Origin of the sequence: Sphingopyxis sp. SE2, from assembly GCF_032227185.1 — a bacterium.
Lineage (GTDB): Bacteria > Pseudomonadota > Alphaproteobacteria > Sphingomonadales > Sphingomonadaceae > Sphingopyxis.
In genome coordinates this window covers 1,039,337-1,054,660 of record NZ_JAPMXW010000001.1, presented here as the reverse complement: position 1 = coordinate 1,054,660, position 15,324 = coordinate 1,039,337, and the positions used below count along the sequence as shown (strand labels likewise).

Here is a 15,324-nt window from a genome sequence, read left to right as displayed (position 1 = left end):
TGAGCACCCTTCGCCGGGATGACGTCGATTATCTGATCAAAGGCCGAGCACCATCTTCGCGATGATGTTGCGCTGGATCTCGTTCGATCCGCCATAGATGGTCGTCTTGCGCATGTTGAAATAGGTCGGCGCGGCGCGGTGCGCATAATCGGGGCCGATCGGATGCTCGTTGTCGCCCTCTCCGAAGCCGCGAAAGTAAGGAGCGCCATAATGGCCGACGGCTTCGAGCGCCAGTTCGGTGAGGCGCTGCTGGATTTCCGAGCCCTTGATCTTGAGCAGGCTCGACTCGGGTCCCGGTCCCTTGCCCGCATTGGCGCCGGCGAGGCTGCGGAGTTCGGTGAATTCGAGCGCGGTCAGGTCGACCTCGAGCTCGGCGACCTTGCGCTTGAAGAAGGGGTTCTGAAGCAACGGCTTGTCGCCGTCGAGTTCGGTGCGCGCGATGTCCTTCACCTTCTCGATCCCGCGCTTCGACGCCGCGACGCCCGCGATGCCGGTGCGTTCGTGCGCGAGCAGGAATTTGGCGCAGGTCCAGCCCTTATTCTCTTCATAGACGCGCTGCGATTGCGGTACGCGGACGTCCTCGAGCCAGACCTCGTTGACCTCATGCTCGCCGCCGAGCGTAATGATCGGGCGGACGGTGATGCCGGGCGATTTCATGTCGATGAGGAGGAAGCTGATGCCCTCCTGCTGCTTCGCGTCCTTGTCGGTACGGACGAGAAAAAAGCCCCAGTCGGCGTGCTGCGCGAGCGTCGTCCAGGTCTTTTGCCCGTTGACGATATAGTCGTCGCCGTCGCGGACGGCCGTTGTGCGGAGCGAAGCGAGGTCGCTGCCCGAGCCCGGTTCCGAATAGCCCTGGCACCACCAATCCTCGCCCGACAGGATGCGCGGCAGGAAATGCGCCTTCTGTTCGGGGGTGCCGAAGGTGTAGATGACGGGGCCGACCATCGCGAGGCCGAAGGGCATCAGGCGGATGCAGTCGGCGCGCGCGGTCTCTTCGGACCAGATGAAGCGCTGCGTCGGCGTCCAGCCGGTGCCGCCATATTCGACCGGCCAGGCGGGCGCGATCCAGCCCTTCTTGTACAGGATCTTGTGCCAGGCGAGGAAATCCTCCTTGGACAATTCTTCGCCCTCGTCCTGTTTGCCGCGGAGTTCCGCGGGGTAATTTTCGGCTATGAATTGGCGCACTTCCTGCTGGAAGGCCAAATCCTCGGGGCTGAATTCCATGTCCATCACGAATCTCCCATTGGGCACTGACGCCCTTATAGTGGGCGCTCACCTTTACGTAAACGGCAAGTTGCGACTTGCAACGTTTCGCGGGGCGATGATTGCGCGGAATGCGAGAGCTTGTCCAGCCGGGGCGACAGGTGGGGGCGGCGGCTAGTCCGTGCGGCGTGTGACGAGGATGACCGCGCCGTCGCTGGCATAAGGTCCGCGGACTTCGGCAATCGTCAGGTTGACGGCGACGACGCCCCCGTCGCGTGTCACCATTTGCGACGCGATGCGGGCGGGATCGCCCGAACGGAAGACCGATTCGAGCGCCTCGACGAAGGCGGCGCGTTGCCCCACGGGCAGGAGCGCGGAAAAACGCACCCGGCGGATCGCGGCGGGATCGACGCCGACCAGTTCGGTGAGCATTGCATTGGCCGATTCCACCGCCTCGCGAACCGAAATGCGGGCGTGACCGATCCCGCCGTCGACCTCTACGGCCTCCAGCATTGCGGCACGCATGCCGCCAGCCGCGAAATCCTCCATCGCTCCGCTGACGTCACGCAGCATGATCGCACCGCCGACGGGCGCTGGAACCAGATCGACGTGCAGCCATTGGCGCGGTCGCAGCAGCCCCGGCAAGTCGCCCGAAAACCTCTCCCTATGGTCGAGCAGGCGGACGATGTGATGAAGGATGAGGCTGTCGCCGAGCGACGGCAGCGCGGCGGTCAACTCCTCGCCGATCAGGTCCGCCGCGGGCATTTCGAGCATGTCGGACGCCGCCGGATTGACCGCGACGATGCGTCGCTGCCGGTCGATCAGGATCACCGCGTCGCGGACCGATTCGACGAGCCCGGCGAGCGAGGCCTGGAGCATATCCGAAGCCGCGGCGACATCGCGCGCCGTCTTGCCGTCGAGACGGCGATAATCGTCGAGCGAGATCAGCACATGCGCGTCCTTGCCGTGATGCGTCACGACGACGGGCTTGCGCGCCGACTGCAATCGCCAATTGGCAAAGCCGCGGATGAAATCCGCCGCCGATACGCGCTGTGGTTCTTGTGCGGTCGCCACGCTCACCCCCAAATTCTTTCGACCATTATAGGGCGTGCAAGGGGTGATCGGGCGCGCCATTATATCCTTATTGGCGCCACTCCGCGCGCGATCAGACCAGCCGCGCCTTGCCGCAGCGCAGCGCGTTGACCCGCGTGTCGGCCTGCCCGACCTGCAGGCCGAGCAAGCCCGTGAGATCGGCGAGGACGGTATCGAGCACCGGCGCCGCGAGCGCGACGGTTTCGCCCACTACCGCCGTCAACGCTTTCAGATTGAGCGCGAGGCCGAGGACATTAACGTCGAGTTCCATCCGGTCCGAAAGCGATTCCGCCGCACCCGCGACCAGCCCGCTGCTCGACACGGTCTTGACCTGCCCGTCGTCGATCTCGCTTCGCGAAAAGGCCACCTGCTTTTCATTGAGGTCGGACAGGATCAGTTCGGCCTGTGCGTCGATGCTGACGAGCGGCAGTTTCACCACGCGGGCGGGCTGGGGCTCAAGCGGGCGCTGCATGTCCTGAAAATCGCTGTCGGGAACCGTGCCGATCGCCACCATCGCCGGCGAGGTGACGACGCCGAGCGAGACCGCGGCGGCGCTGTCCGGCGCACAATCGATGTCGGTGATCCGCGCCGACGCCGATCCAAGCTCCGCAAGCAGCGGCACATGGACGCTGGCGAGCGGCGTCGCGACGCGCGTATCGACCTTCAAGCGGACCTGCGCGGTGCGGACGACGACGTCATTGGTATCGGTCACCGCGATGAGCGGAGAATCGGCGGGTGGTTCGCCGACCAGCAGCGCGACGTCGATGCCCGATCCGCCGGGCAGGCTGCTCGCGAGCGACATGTCGACTTGGCGGTTCGCATTGCCGAGGAGCAACATCGTGCGCAGCAGGCCGAGCGCATTGACCTTCACCGGATTGGCGGCGTCGATGCGGATGCTCGACGACCGCGGCCCGAGGTCGATCGCGCGCGACGGCAGCAGCGCGCGCGGCAGCGCGGCATCGGCGATATGTTCGAGCGCGCTCGCCGCCTGCCCGTCCGACGCACTCGCCAGCGCCGACACCACCTGCGGCAGCGTCGCCTGCGTGTTCAGCGTCTGACCGAAGGTCAATACATCGGCATCGAGTTCGGTGCGGAGCGCGTCGGAAAAGGCGAGCAGATCGATGTCGGTGCTGGCGAGCGCATTATAATCCATCACCGACAGATTGACCTCGCTGCCGGTCAGGCTGGACAGCAGCGCGTTGGGCAGGCCGCCGTTGAGCGCCGCGACGCGCGATCCGAGCGAAAAGGCGGCATAGCCGCGCCGTGCGCCCGTCGCGGTCGCGCGGATGATGCTGTCCTGCCGGCCCGTCAGGAAACTGCCGAAGAACAGCGGGCGATCGCGCGTCAACGTGACGCGTATCGCGTTCGGCGACGCACCGCCGCCGGTGAAGCGCTGTTCCGCCTGAACCGAAGGATCCGCGGTGTAGGTGCCCGGCGTAAGCGCGGCGATTTCGATGCCGCAGTCGCAATTGGCCGCGATGATCCGCTCCGCCGCCGCGCGCTCCTCGCCGGGCCGCGCCGCCGCCGCCATCGCCGCGGCATCAGCGATCCCCTGCAATTTGCGGCGATCGAGATAGAGCGAGCCGAGGTCGACCGCGAAGGCGGCCGAGCCGATCAGCATCGCCATGCCGAAGGCGGTCGTGATGCTGATGCTCGCGCGGCGGCTGCGGGCGAGGCGGCGAAGGAACGGAAAGAACGCCACGGTCAGTCGGCCGGCAATTCGAAGGTCGCGCGGGCGCGGATGATATGGTCCGGCGACGGAACGAGGCTCGAGCGCAAGAGGCTGCCCTGCGGCGCGGTATAGGTGACGGCGACGGTGATCGCCTCGCTCGTTTCGGACACAGCGACGCTGTGCGTGCCGCCGACTGCCAACAGGCTGCGCGCCACCGCGCGGCTCGCGACCGCACTGCGGTCGGCGGCGTCGAGGCCGACGATCGACGCCCGCGCGCCATCGTTGGCGGCCTGCTGCACATTATGCGCGAGCATGAAATATTGGCCGTAGACGAGAACGCCCATCAGCAACGCGAGGAGCAGCGGCAGCACCAGCGCCATTTCGACGATGGCGGCGCCACGCTCCCCGCGCGCCAGGGTAAGGCCTGTGACGCCGATCTTGCGGATGCGCCGCGAAAAGAAGCTGGAGCCGGTCATGCGGCCAGGATGGCGCGGGCGAATGAAAGCGGCGTCGAGAAGACCCGACGCCGCCTTTATGTATTTTGCAGGATTTCGCCGCGCATCATGTCGCGGCGATCGGCGGCACAGCGGCAGCTATTGCGCGATCGTTAATCGCCGCGATGTCCCGCTGTGCGCAAAATGCGCTTATTCGGCGTTCTCCAGCTTGTCCTGCGTGCGCAGATCGAAGTCCGACGCGTCGTGGCGCTCGCGAAGCTGGCTTGCCGGATCGCCGGTCACGCGGTTGACCATGCGCCCGCGCTTGACCGCCGGGCGCGTCGCGAGCTGATCGGTCCAGCGCTGGACATTCTTGTAATCGTCGACCTGCAGAAATTCGCCGGCGTCATAGACGAGCCCCTTGGCGAGCGCGCCATACCAGGGCCAGATCGCCATGTCGGCGATCGTATAGTCGGCGCCGGCGATATATTCATGCTCCGCGAGGCGCCGGTCGAGCACGTCGAGCTGGCGCTTCACCTCCATCGCATAGCGATTGATCGGATATTCCTGCTTCGTCGGCGCATAGGCATAGAAATGGCCGAAACCGCCGCCGAGGAAGGGGGTGCTGCCCATCTGCCACATCAGCCACGACAAGGTTTCGGCGCGCTTCGCGGGGTCGGTGGGCAGAAAGGCGCCGAATTTTTCGGCGAGATGGATCAGGATCGCCCCCGATTCGAACACCCGGATCGGTTCGGCGCCGCTGCGGTCGACAAGCGCGGGGATCTTGCTGTTCGGATTGGCGCCAACGAAGCCGCTCGAAAACTGGTCGCCCTCGCCGATGTTGATCAGCCAAGCGTCATATTCGGCACCGCCGTGGCCCGCCGCGAGCAATTCCTCGAGCATCACGGTGACCTTCACGCCGTTGGGCGTGCCGAGCGAATAAAGCTGGAGCGGATGCTTGCCGACCGGCAGGTCCTTGTTGTGCGTCGGACCCGCGACGGGCCGGTTGATATTGGCGAAACGACCGCCGCTTTCCTTGTCCCACGTCCAGATCTTCGGCGGCACATATTCGCTGTTATCGGTCATCGGGAGCTCCTCGGCTGATTTTTATACTGACCGGTAACTTAAGTCGCGATTGCCGTTTGTCCACCCTCCCCCCTTCAAATAATCTTTGCCGCGCGCAAAGCCGATATGGCCGCGGCGTCATAACCGAGTTCGGAAAGGATCGCGTCGCTATGCTCGCCGACCCGCGGTGCGCGCGCCGGATCGACCTTGTCGCTTCCGGAAAGTCGGATCGGCGCCCGGATGACGGGAACCGCGCCGTGGGCGCCCGGATAATCGACGGGCTCGACCAATCCCATCGCGGCGACCTGCGGCTGCGCGAGTGCCTCGCCCGCGCGCAGCACCGGCGCGGCGGGAACGCGCGCGGCGGCGAGTTCAGCGATCGCGTCCAGGCTTGTCCGATCGATGCACCAGCGCTGCATGATCGCGCTGAGTTCCTCGCCATTGTCGCCGCGCAAGATGTCGCTGGCGTAAAGCGGATCGTCGACCAATTCGGGGCGCCCGACAAGTTCGGCCCAGCGCGCGAAGATGCCATTCCCGACGATTTGGGTGACGATCCAGCCGTCGCGCGTCCTGAACAGGTCGGTCGGCCCCGAGCTGAAAGCACGGTTGCCGATCGGCTGGCGGTCGATGCCGTTCAGCGCATGGTCGATCGTCAGCGCGTTCGACAGCGCGAGCGCGGTGCCGAGCAGCGATCCCGACACGCATTGCCCCTTCCCCGTCGCCTCGCGTTCGCGCAGCGCGAGCATGATGCCGAAGGCGCAGTGGAGCGCGGTGCCGAAATCGACATAATTGACCTGCGCGCGATAGGGCTGGTCGGAGGTGCCGGTGAGGTGCACCGTTCCCGACATCGCCTGTCCGACCGCGTCGAAACCGACGCGGCTGGCGAGCGGGCCTTCGCTGCCGAATGCCGATGCGGTCGCGAGGATGATGCGCGGGTTGATCGCGGAAAGGCTGTCATAGTCGAGGCCCAATTTGACCAGCGCGTCGTCCGGCAGATTGGCGATCACGACATCGGCGGTTTCGACAAGGCGGCGGACGATCTCGCGTCCCTCCGGGCTGCCGGGTTTCAGGGTCAGGCCGCGCTTGGCGCGGTTCATCTGCATGAACATCGCGCCCGATCCGTCGTCGGCGACCGGCACCGTATAGCGGTCGTCATTGCCGCCGGGCGCCTCGATCCGGATCACGTCGGCGCCATAATCGGCGAGCAGCGCCGCGCAATAGGGTCCGGCGATATAACGGCCGAAATCCAGTACCCTGATCCCTTTTAACGGCACGCCTCATCCTCTCCGATCCTTGTCTTTCGACCGGGCTAGCAGCCGCCCGTCGAGCCTGCCAGCGCCTTCGTCGAAAGCTGTCGCTTGCATGTTCGCGCCCGGGCCATATGCTCGGCACATAATTTCAAACGGGGATAATTTCATGGCGCGCTTCGCTCTCGCCCTTGCGGCGACTTTGGCTTGTTCAACCTCGGTCTGGGCGCAGACCGCGCCTGACGCCGACACGAAGAAGGAGGACAAGTGGGACGTCAATGCGCCGCCGGGCCTCGCGACGCGCAAGGTGCCGATCGCGGTCGACGAGGGAAGCTGGATGAACGTCGACGTCGCGCCTGACGGCCGCACGATCGCCTTCGACCTGCTCGGTGACATCTACACCATGCCGATCGACGGCGGGACGCCGACGCGGATTGCCGAGGGGCTCGCCTTTGAACATCAGCCGCGCTTCTCGCCCGACGGCCAGCGCATCGCCTTTGTCTCCGACCGTGCGGGCGGCGACAATATCTGGCTGATGAACCGCGACGGCAGCGACAAGCGCCAGATTTCGAAAGAGGATTTCCGCCTGCTCAACCAGCCGAGCTGGTCGCCCGACGGCCAGTTCCTCGTCGCCAAGAAGCATTTCACCACGGGCCGGTCGCTCGGCACCGGCGAGGTGTGGATGTATCATGTGTCGGGCGGCGCGGGCGTGCCGCTGGTCAAGAAGCCCAATGAAAAGCATCAGAAGGAGCTCGGCGAACCGATCTTCGCTCCCGACGGCAAGAGCGTCTATTATACGCGCAACGTCACGCCCGGGCCGATCTTCGAATATGCGCAGGACAGCAACACCGACCTGTTCCACATCGAAAGCTACAGCCTCGAGGATGGCGAAATCAGCACCGCGGCGTCGGGCCCCGGCGGCGCGGTGCGCCCGACGCCTTCGCCCGACGGCAAGCGCCTCGCCTTTGTGCGGCGCGAGGGCACGCAGTCGAAGCTCTATGTGAAAGATCTCGCCTCGGGCGCCGAGAAGAAGGTCTATGACGCGCTCGACCAGGATGTGCAGGAAACCTGGGCGGTCACCGGCGTCTATCCGAACATGGCGTGGACCCCCGACAGCCGCGACATCGTCTTCTGGGCCGGCGGCAAGCTGCGCCGGGTGAGCGGCGACAGCGGCGAGGTGCGGGTCATCCCGTTCGCGATCAACGACGACCGGGTGATCGTCGACGCGACGCATCCGGCGGTCGAGGTCGCGCCCGACAGCTTTGCCACGCAAATGCCGCGCTGGGCCGAAGTGTCGCCCGACGGCCGCAGCGTCGTCTTCGAAACGCTCGGCAAGCTCTGGATCAAGCCCGCGACCGGCGGCACCGCGCGGCGGCTGACGAGCGCCAAGGATGCCGCGATGGAATTGTGGCCGAGCTGGTCGCGCGACGGCAAGTCGATCGTGTTCATACGCTGGACCGATGCCGGGCTGGGCGAAATCCATGTCACCGGCGCGGGCGGCGGCGCGTCGCGCAAGGTAACGGCGAACCCCGGTCATTATGCCGAACCGCGTTTCTCGCCCGACGGCAAGACGATCGTGTTCGAGCGGCGTAGCGGCGGCGACCTCACCTCGGGCCGCTGGGGCGAGGACCCCGGCGTCTATCGCATCGCCGCCGCCGGCGGCACGGCCGAACGGATCGCGAGCGATGGCGCCAAGCCGCAATTCGGCGCGACGAGCGACCGGGTGTTCATGGTCACCGCGAGCGATGGCAAGAGCCAGCTCGTCAGCACCGATCTTCATGGTCAGGACAAGCGTGTGCACGCCAATGGCGAGCTCGTCAGCGATTACGAGATTTCGCCTGACGGCCGCACACTCGCCTTCCGGCAGAATTACGACGCCTATGTCACCCCGTTGATGCCCGGCGGGCAGGATGTGTCGCTCGGCACGAAGAGCGCCGCGCTCCCCGTGACGCGCGTTTCGGGCAGCGGCGCCGAATATATGCACTGGTCCGACGGCGGCCGCCGTCTCCACTGGAGCCGCGGCGCAACCTTGTTCAGCGCCGATCTTGCGAGCCTTTTCGCAAGCGCCCCGGTCGACGAAAAGGCGCCGAAGTTCGCCCCGCCGACCGATGGTGTCTCGCTTTCGATGACGCGCGAGGCGGCAAAGCACGAGGGCGTCGTCGTCATCACCGGCGCCAAGATCGTGACGATGGCCGACAAGGACGGCGGCGTGATCGAAAATGGCGCGATCGTCATCGAAGGCGACCGCATCACCGCGGTCGGCGCGGCGGGCACGATTACCGTTCCGGCGGGCGCGGTGACGGTCGATGCGGCGGGCAAGACGATCGTCCCCGGCTTCGTCGATGCGCACGCGCACGGATCGCACGGCGACGACGAGCTGGTACCGCAGCAGAACTGGTCGGAGATCGTCAACCTGGCGATGGGCACCACGACGAGCCACAACCCCTCGTCGCGCGCGTCGGAAATCTTCGTATCGTCCGAAATGCAGCGCGCCGGGCTGATCCTCGCGCCGCGCATCTTTTCGACCGGCGAGGTCATCTATGGCGCGAAGGCGGCGGGCGTCTATGCCGAGATCAACGGCTATGACGATGCGCTTGCGCACGTGCGCCGCCTGAAGGCGCAGGGCGCACACAGCGTCAAAAATTACAACCAGCCGCGCCGCGACCAGCGGCAGATGGTCGTCAAGGCCGCGCAGATGGAAGGCATGACCGTCGTGCCCGAGGGCGGCTCGCTGTTCACACAGGACGTGACGCTGATCCAGGACGGCAACTCGACCGTCGAGCACAACATCCCGCTCGACATCTTCTACAAGGACCTCGTCCAGCTGTGGGGCCAGACGCAGGTCGATTATACCCCGACGCTGGTCGTCACCTATGGCGGCCCCGCCGGCGACCCCTATTGGCGCGCGCACACGAACGTCTGGGAGCATCCGATCCTGACCAAGCACATTCCGCCGGCCGAACTCGCGGCGAACAACAAGCGCCGCGTGATCGCCCCTAAGAGTGACTATGTCGACGATGATTCGGCGCGCGAGGCGGGCAAGATCGCCGCGGCGGGCCGCATGGTATCGATCGGTGCGCACGGCCAGCAATCGGGGCTCGGAGCACATTGGGAAATCTGGTCGTTCGTGCGCGGCGGCTGGAGCAATATCGACGCGCTGCGCGCCGCGACGATCATGCCGGCGACGTCCTTGGGCTATGGCAAGGATGTCGGGTCGCTCGAGGCGGGCAAGCTTGCCGATCTGGTGATTCTCGACGCCGATCCGACGCAGGACATCCGCAATACCGAGAAAATCCACCGCGTGATGCTCGGCGGGCGGCTCTACGACCCGCTGACGATGAACGAGGTCGCGACGGGCGACCGCAAGCGCCAGCCCTATTGGTGGGAGGCCGACAAGCCCTGAGTCGCCCGCCAAAATCAGCGGCGGGCCGCAATTTTGTGACGAGAGGGTTGCAAGACGTGCGGACCGCCGCTAGGGGCGTCTCCTCTCAGCGAGGAGAGTTGGCTGAGTGGTCGAAAGCGTCGCACTCGAAATGCGAAGTGCCGGCAACGGTACCGAGGGTTCGAATCCCTCACTCTCCTCCATTTTTCCCCTTATCGACCTGTAAACTAAGGGGAATTTCGGCGCGCTGATTTTGTGCCAACGCTCATGCCCACTATCAAAGGGCTTTTACCGCGTTCGGAACCGAACGTTGCCCACTTGAACATGAGCGATCATCCGGCCGCCCTTCGGAATTCGGGACATTTGAAACTCGACGATCTGGATGTGCTCTTTGATCGCCGGCAGGAGCGACGGTCCCGGCCCGCTTAAGCCGATTCGGGATAGAGTGCCGAACCGCTCTTGCTGAAACCGCTGACCATTAAAATCGCGATCCCAGGAAACCAATATCCTCCCGGCTTTGAGCGCAGTCATCCCGACAACTGGATCGGGCGAGTTCTCGCTGATGTGATGGCGCAGGCGATACACGCTATGCCCCCGGCCTTGCAGATAGGCCCCAATCGAATCAGGAACGTTCTGGTCGAGGAAAAACCGTAAGCGCGGCCCCCTCCCCCCGGTCACGCTGCCGAGCGCTCCTGGTCGGCTATCGCCGTTTCGATGTCTTCCGGATAGAGGCCGGGAAATTCGCGCACGATGTCGGGCACGGAATAGCCGGCCGAAACGAAATCCAAGATTGTCGACACAGGCACCCTCGTCCCGGCGAACACCCGCACGTTCTGAGCGACGTAGCGGTGCTTCTCGATCTTGCCGACGGAATCCGACCGGTCGTTCATCTCAGCGATCTTTTTCTTCGTGCTCCGAATGACGACGCGTAACGGGATGTTGAAGACCCGCTGCCCTGACACGACCTCCTCGCGTTCGAGGGTGTCCGGATCTTCAAACACTACACGCTTGCCGAGCACGTAAAGAGTGGTCGCTGTCCATCTCTCGTCGCCCAAATGGGCCAACTTCCCAGAAACAGCTTTCAGATGTTGGAGCGGAATTCGTTTCTGATTCCGAAGATCATTCAGCACTTGGAGGGCAACAAGATCGCGAAACGAGTATATCCGGCCAAAGGGGACATGGGCTTGCTTAACCCCGTAGCTGGGCTTGAAAAAACCAACTGCATCCCACTGGCGCAACTGGTTGAGCGAGACACCGGTTATACGAGCCGCTTGCTCGTCGCTAAATGCCCCGATGACCGCATCGCTTTCCATGCGCCTTCCCTATGCCACAACCGATCACTCGGCAATCATCCAATACCGATACGCCCGGTCTTCTGTTTCGACCGGAACCCAGCATATTGCGTAGCGCCGCCCAGCAGCGTCGTCGCGGCGCCAAATCCCGCCGCGACAATGGCCTGCTTACCCTCTGCCTTCTTCGCGCGCTTCTCGCTCTCATAGTTCCAGGCGTTAATCTGATAGCCCTTCACCGCGCGCCGGGTATTTTCGCCGAGCGCCGCGCTGTCCTCTCGACCGATCATGCGGGTATCGTCGATCAAACGGGCGGCCGATCCGCTGGAAATATCAACGTTGTTTCCCGCCATACGAGCCGACTGCGCGCCAACTCGCGCCGCAACCTCACGTCCGAGCTGGCGCTGTTGGTCCTGCCCCTGCACGATTGCGTCGACGGCGCCCTCGCGCGACAACTGCTTGTTCTGTTCCGCAACCTTCGCAGCATATCGAGCTTGCTGGCTCGCATAGATGCCACCCTGGATCTGGCCCGCCGCCGCAACGGCCGAACCGGCGATCATTAGAGGACCGATCATAGCTGGATTACACATAAATATTCTCCTCATGCCTTTGTTTCACCGAGCGTATCGGCGCTGTGGGGAACGGAACCCTAGCCATCGGTGCTCGCCCGCGCGGCTATCGCATCATCCTCCGCCGCCGCTTTCACGGATTCGTCGCTGATCTCCGGAACGACCTTCGCGAGGTGCCGAAGCGCGGTGCCGCGTTGGGCTGCCAACTCCCATACAAGATCACCCCTTAGGCTGCCCTGCTCATGCCGAAATGCTATGTCCGTCATCCCGATTGCCGAAATGGACATGAGGAAATTTCTCAGTTCGTCCGACACACCGAAAAAATTGCCCTTAGTGTCATGGGTGAACCAGCGACGCGCCTCCGCTTCGATCTGCTGCCCAAGGTCGGAGACCTTGCCGATGCTGGCTTCGACATTCCTTCTGGCTGCTTCCAGATCACCAACCGCCCATTCACGCTGCTGCATGAGAGAGAGAATTCTCAGGGCCGAAGTTCGGCGGCCGGCGAGCCTGTCCTGTTCGCGCCGCTCCTTCTCCGAAGCCTCCACGCGTTTCAGGCCAAGGGCGAGCCCTTGCAGCTTCTGCCGCAGTCGGGCGACGTCCTGCTCGGCTGCCAGCATCTCAGTTTCGTCACCGCCGGGAAGGGCGGCAGACAGCGAGGCTTCGTCGAGCCGCTCCTTGGCAGCGTCCAGCGCGTCCAGCGTCTCAACTCGGGCGAGCTCGATCGTGGCGCGGTCCAGTGGCTTCGTCATATCTAACTCCCTAGTAATTGGCGCGCGCCGCGCAGGACGTCGCGAAGGTGGCGCTGCTCGTTGATCGATGCCGCGGATCGGCAGCCGTGAATCCATGCGTTCGAATTGCCCTTCGGGGCGCCGGGGTTAGTGCCGCCGTGCATTCGACACCGTTTCCTTCCCCTCACCGCTGGGGATTGGCACGCCGTTCCCCTGCGAGTCCTGGCTAAGCATCGGGGCGCCGCCGCCAAGCATCGCGGTTGCATGGGATTGTGCGGCGCTTTTTGATTGCCCCCCCTCCCCGGAAGAGTGGTTGAAGGTGTCCGCGACAATGGCTTGCCCCCCTTGGTTGACGTGAATGTGTTTGACCGTCTGCGTTCCGCCGCGCTGCATCTTGTTCAGCGTCTCGGCTAGCACGGCGAACGTGCGCAGGAGCTTGTTGGCGATGTTGTTGAACGCCTCAGGATGACCGGTCATCGACGTTAAAGCCCGCGCGGCGGAATCGTTCGTCAACGCCATCTGCACGGCGATCGCGGCCTGCATCTCGTTCTGCGGTGCGCAGCCGGCAACGAACGCAAGGACCGAATTGATCGACCTGGCCTTCATATTTCCGCCGTGTGTGCATTTGCCGAAGTATGTTCCGATGATGTCGAGCTGATCTTTGACGAAATCGTCCGAATTGGTGGCGAAAGTCCGGACCAACCGGCACCAATACAACATTTTGCTGTCGTCTTCGGCGGGTGTTAGTCGCCCATCTACGACATCGACGCGCGCGCACTGAGATTTGGATCGTGCGAGAATAGCGTCGATGATTTCCGCCTTCTCGTGCTCTGGCGTGTCGGCCCACTGCTCATCCTGCTCCGCGAGAAAAGCGGCGATGCGCTGGCGCTCAGCAAGCTCGGGCGATGGTGCTATGGTCGTCTCGGTTCCCATACCTCAATCCCCTGTCGCCGCGGGTATCACGCCCGCCACGTCGTTGATCGGGTAGCCGGTATCGTCCGCCCAATGGCGGGCACAGTCGGCTGCCGCGGCTGGGTCGGTAATCGGAAAGGTGCCCCTCACGACGAAATGCCGCGACCGGGTTCCGTGCCGCGTCACTTCGCGTCCGACGCTCACCACCAGTTCCTTTGGCTCGCCCCGGTTCGGGTATGCGTGAATCTCCACGGCCCAGCGCTCGCGCGCCTGTAGGATGGGGTCTGGCCCACCGGAGACCGTGCCATTCGACCAGCTCATGACGCCGCCCTCTGCTCGCGGAGCCTATCGACGTAAGCGCGGAGGCTGTCAGCAGGGATGCGCGTGGCACGGCCGATCTTCACGGACTCCAGTTCGCCCGAGGCGAGAAGCTGATAGCCCTTCGATTGGCTGATGCCGATCGCGCGAAAACCCTCTTGGGTCGTGACGAGTAGCTGTTCCAATATTCCGATCCTTACCAATCGGCGGTTGCCGGTGGAGATGCAACGATGCCTGTGGAAGATTAGAACTCAAAACGGTGCGGCGCTCAAAATGCCGTGCTATCATCGTGGCGATACCGGGCGGGAGCGTGGCCCGGTCAGCGAGGGGGGAACGAAATGAAGCGTCTTATCGCCATTCTGGCGGCTTGCACCGTGTCGTTTGGCGCCGGTGCCGCCAGTCCCTACTATTCCAGCGCAAAGGGCGAGTTCAGCACCTTTCTGCGCGGCCTCGAATACGATCCGTCAAGGGCGTGTAGCAAACCCATGCGGCCGTTCGTGAAAGACAAATGGGCTTGGGAGAATTACGCGCGCGATGGTGCCACCTATCTCGACTGCATAAGGGACGCGTCCAGTTCCGATATGGAATATGCTGAGAACGTCATCCAGACCGGGTATCGGGACGCCGCAGACGAGTTTCTTGAGGAAGTGCGGCGCGGTTATTGAGCGCAGATTCGCGGGGCGCGCGGGGTCAAAGAAATCGGGGGATAAGATGACAGCGGATGGCGAGCCGGTGCTGCAAGCATTGATGGATCATATCAACCGCGAGCCGACAGAAAGCGAATATGCAGCAATCGGGAGGGTGGCGCTAAATCATACGGCGCTCGAATACCAAATTGAGTCGCTAATCTGGACCTATATGAAGGACGTCGACCTCGGCCATATCGCCACCAGCGGCCAATCGACGGACAAGCAAATTCAGATATTGAAGACGTTGGTCGAATGGAACGAACCCGAAGATCACGTCGCCGATGCGATCGATTGGAGCATATCCGCATTCAAAGTGCTTCGGACCAATCGCAACAACCTGGTCCATGGCTTCAATTTCACGGCTGACCGCAAAGGTGGCGGCCTTCACATCGAGCGACGACGCAAGCCCCTGATCTTCGACAGCCACGAGATTGTCGTCTTGTCCAACGGCATCCTTGACGGCGTGGTAAACGATCAACGGCGGCTCGCCATCTACCTTTGGCGAATTTCAATGCTGATCTCGCGCCGAGGCGATGAGCATATTGGGCACGACTGCGCGGCGCCAGATGATCCCACCGATCTTCCCTCTCGGCCGGTTATGCCAACGCTACTCCAGGCTCTCCCGCACGAACCGCCGCGAAGCCCCCACCGAAGCAAAGGCTGAGCTTCGAAAATCTGCCGATCCTCATTCCGTCTGCATGGAGCAATGGCGATCGAACCAGCG

Annotated in this window: 17 protein-coding genes and 1 tRNA gene; 4 read left to right on the top strand and 14 right to left on the bottom strand. The window is 63.8% G+C overall.

The window, feature by feature from the left end:
* Positions 1–36 precede the first annotated feature (36 nt).
* The 6 genes from OVY29_RS04960 to OVY29_RS04935 form a co-directional block, all read right to left on the bottom strand.
* Complete coding sequence (locus OVY29_RS04960) at positions 37–1,230, bottom strand: acyl-CoA dehydrogenase family protein (protein ID WP_037555618.1); 1,194 nt, start codon at positions 1,228–1,230, stop codon at positions 37–39.
* 147 nt (positions 1,231–1,377) lie between these two features.
* A complete protein-coding gene (locus tag OVY29_RS04955; protein ID WP_037555802.1) occupies positions 1,378–2,277 on the bottom strand; it encodes a PAS domain-containing protein in 900 nt (299 codons plus the stop codon).
* A 91-nt stretch (positions 2,278–2,368) separates the two neighbouring features.
* Positions 2,369–3,997: a TadG family pilus assembly protein gene (locus tag OVY29_RS04950; RefSeq protein ID WP_313911076.1), complete on the bottom strand. Its 1,629-nt coding sequence runs from the start codon at positions 3,995–3,997 to the stop codon at positions 2,369–2,371.
* A gap of 2 nt (positions 3,998–3,999) precedes the next feature.
* Entirely contained in the window at positions 4,000–4,443 is a 444-nt protein-coding gene (locus tag OVY29_RS04945) for a TadE/TadG family type IV pilus assembly protein (protein WP_052182270.1), read from the bottom strand.
* A gap of 168 nt (positions 4,444–4,611) precedes the next feature.
* Positions 4,612–5,487: a glutathione-dependent disulfide-bond oxidoreductase gene (yghU, locus tag OVY29_RS04940; RefSeq protein WP_313911075.1), complete on the bottom strand. Its 876-nt coding sequence runs from the start codon at positions 5,485–5,487 to the stop codon at positions 4,612–4,614.
* A 74-nt stretch (positions 5,488–5,561) separates the two neighbouring features.
* Complete coding sequence (locus OVY29_RS04935; protein WP_313911074.1) at positions 5,562–6,740, bottom strand: CoA transferase; 1,179 nt, start codon at positions 6,738–6,740, stop codon at positions 5,562–5,564.
* 142 nt (positions 6,741–6,882) lie between these two features.
* On the opposite strand from OVY29_RS04935, the gene OVY29_RS04930 reads away from it, so the two are divergent.
* Positions 6,883–10,116, top strand: a complete 3,234-nt coding sequence (locus OVY29_RS04930) for an amidohydrolase family protein (RefSeq protein WP_313911073.1) — start codon at positions 6,883–6,885, stop codon at positions 10,114–10,116.
* A 92-nt stretch (positions 10,117–10,208) separates the two neighbouring features.
* Positions 10,209–10,298, top strand: a tRNA-Ser gene (locus OVY29_RS04925).
* A gap of 85 nt (positions 10,299–10,383) precedes the next feature.
* Here the strand turns inward: OVY29_RS04925 and OVY29_RS04920 are convergent.
* The 8 genes from OVY29_RS04920 to OVY29_RS04890 form a co-directional block, all read right to left on the bottom strand.
* Positions 10,384–10,773: a DUF5615 family PIN-like protein gene (locus tag OVY29_RS04920; RefSeq protein WP_313911072.1), complete on the bottom strand. Its 390-nt coding sequence runs from the start codon at positions 10,771–10,773 to the stop codon at positions 10,384–10,386.
* The gene (locus tag OVY29_RS04915) at positions 10,770–11,408 is read right to left on the bottom strand and encodes a DUF433 domain-containing protein (protein WP_313911071.1); all 639 of its coding nucleotides are present in this window, start codon (positions 11,406–11,408) and stop codon (positions 10,770–10,772) included. Before OVY29_RS04915 ends, OVY29_RS04920 begins: the two co-directional genes overlap by 4 nt.
* A gap of 35 nt (positions 11,409–11,443) precedes the next feature.
* Positions 11,444–11,944 carry a hypothetical protein gene (locus OVY29_RS04910; RefSeq protein WP_313911070.1) on the bottom strand — a complete coding sequence of 167 codons (501 nt, stop codon included), beginning with the start codon at positions 11,942–11,944 and terminating at the stop codon, positions 11,444–11,446.
* 89 nt (positions 11,945–12,033) lie between these two features.
* Entirely contained in the window at positions 12,034–12,702 is a 669-nt protein-coding gene (locus tag OVY29_RS04905) for a hypothetical protein (RefSeq protein WP_313911069.1), read from the bottom strand.
* A 2-nt stretch (positions 12,703–12,704) separates the two neighbouring features.
* Positions 12,705–12,947: an HGGxSTG domain-containing protein gene (locus tag OVY29_RS24675; RefSeq protein WP_409581453.1), complete on the bottom strand. Its 243-nt coding sequence runs from the start codon at positions 12,945–12,947 to the stop codon at positions 12,705–12,707.
* The gene (locus tag OVY29_RS04900; RefSeq protein WP_313911068.1) at positions 12,829–13,614 is read right to left on the bottom strand and encodes a hypothetical protein; all 786 of its coding nucleotides are present in this window, start codon (positions 13,612–13,614) and stop codon (positions 12,829–12,831) included. Before OVY29_RS04900 ends, OVY29_RS24675 begins: the two co-directional genes overlap by 119 nt.
* Positions 13,615–13,617: 3 nt before the next feature.
* The gene (locus OVY29_RS04895) at positions 13,618–13,914 is read right to left on the bottom strand and encodes a hypothetical protein (protein ID WP_313911067.1); all 297 of its coding nucleotides are present in this window, start codon (positions 13,912–13,914) and stop codon (positions 13,618–13,620) included.
* Positions 13,911–14,096 (bottom strand): helix-turn-helix domain-containing protein, encoded by a 186-nt coding sequence (locus OVY29_RS04890; RefSeq protein ID WP_313911066.1) that lies wholly within the window; start codon positions 14,094–14,096, stop codon positions 13,911–13,913. Before OVY29_RS04890 ends, OVY29_RS04895 begins: the two co-directional genes overlap by 4 nt.
* A gap of 153 nt (positions 14,097–14,249) precedes the next feature.
* Here OVY29_RS04890 and OVY29_RS04885 point away from each other — a divergent pair, with 153 nt between their 5' ends.
* Together OVY29_RS04885 and OVY29_RS04880 are read left to right on the top strand one after the other, a co-directional pair.
* Entirely contained in the window at positions 14,250–14,576 is a 327-nt protein-coding gene (locus tag OVY29_RS04885) for a hypothetical protein (RefSeq protein ID WP_313911065.1), read from the top strand.
* Positions 14,577–14,622: 46 nt separating this feature from the next.
* Positions 14,623–15,264 (top strand): hypothetical protein, encoded by a 642-nt coding sequence (locus OVY29_RS04880; RefSeq protein WP_313911064.1) that lies wholly within the window; start codon positions 14,623–14,625, stop codon positions 15,262–15,264.
* The last annotated feature ends 60 nt before the right edge of the window (positions 15,265–15,324 follow it).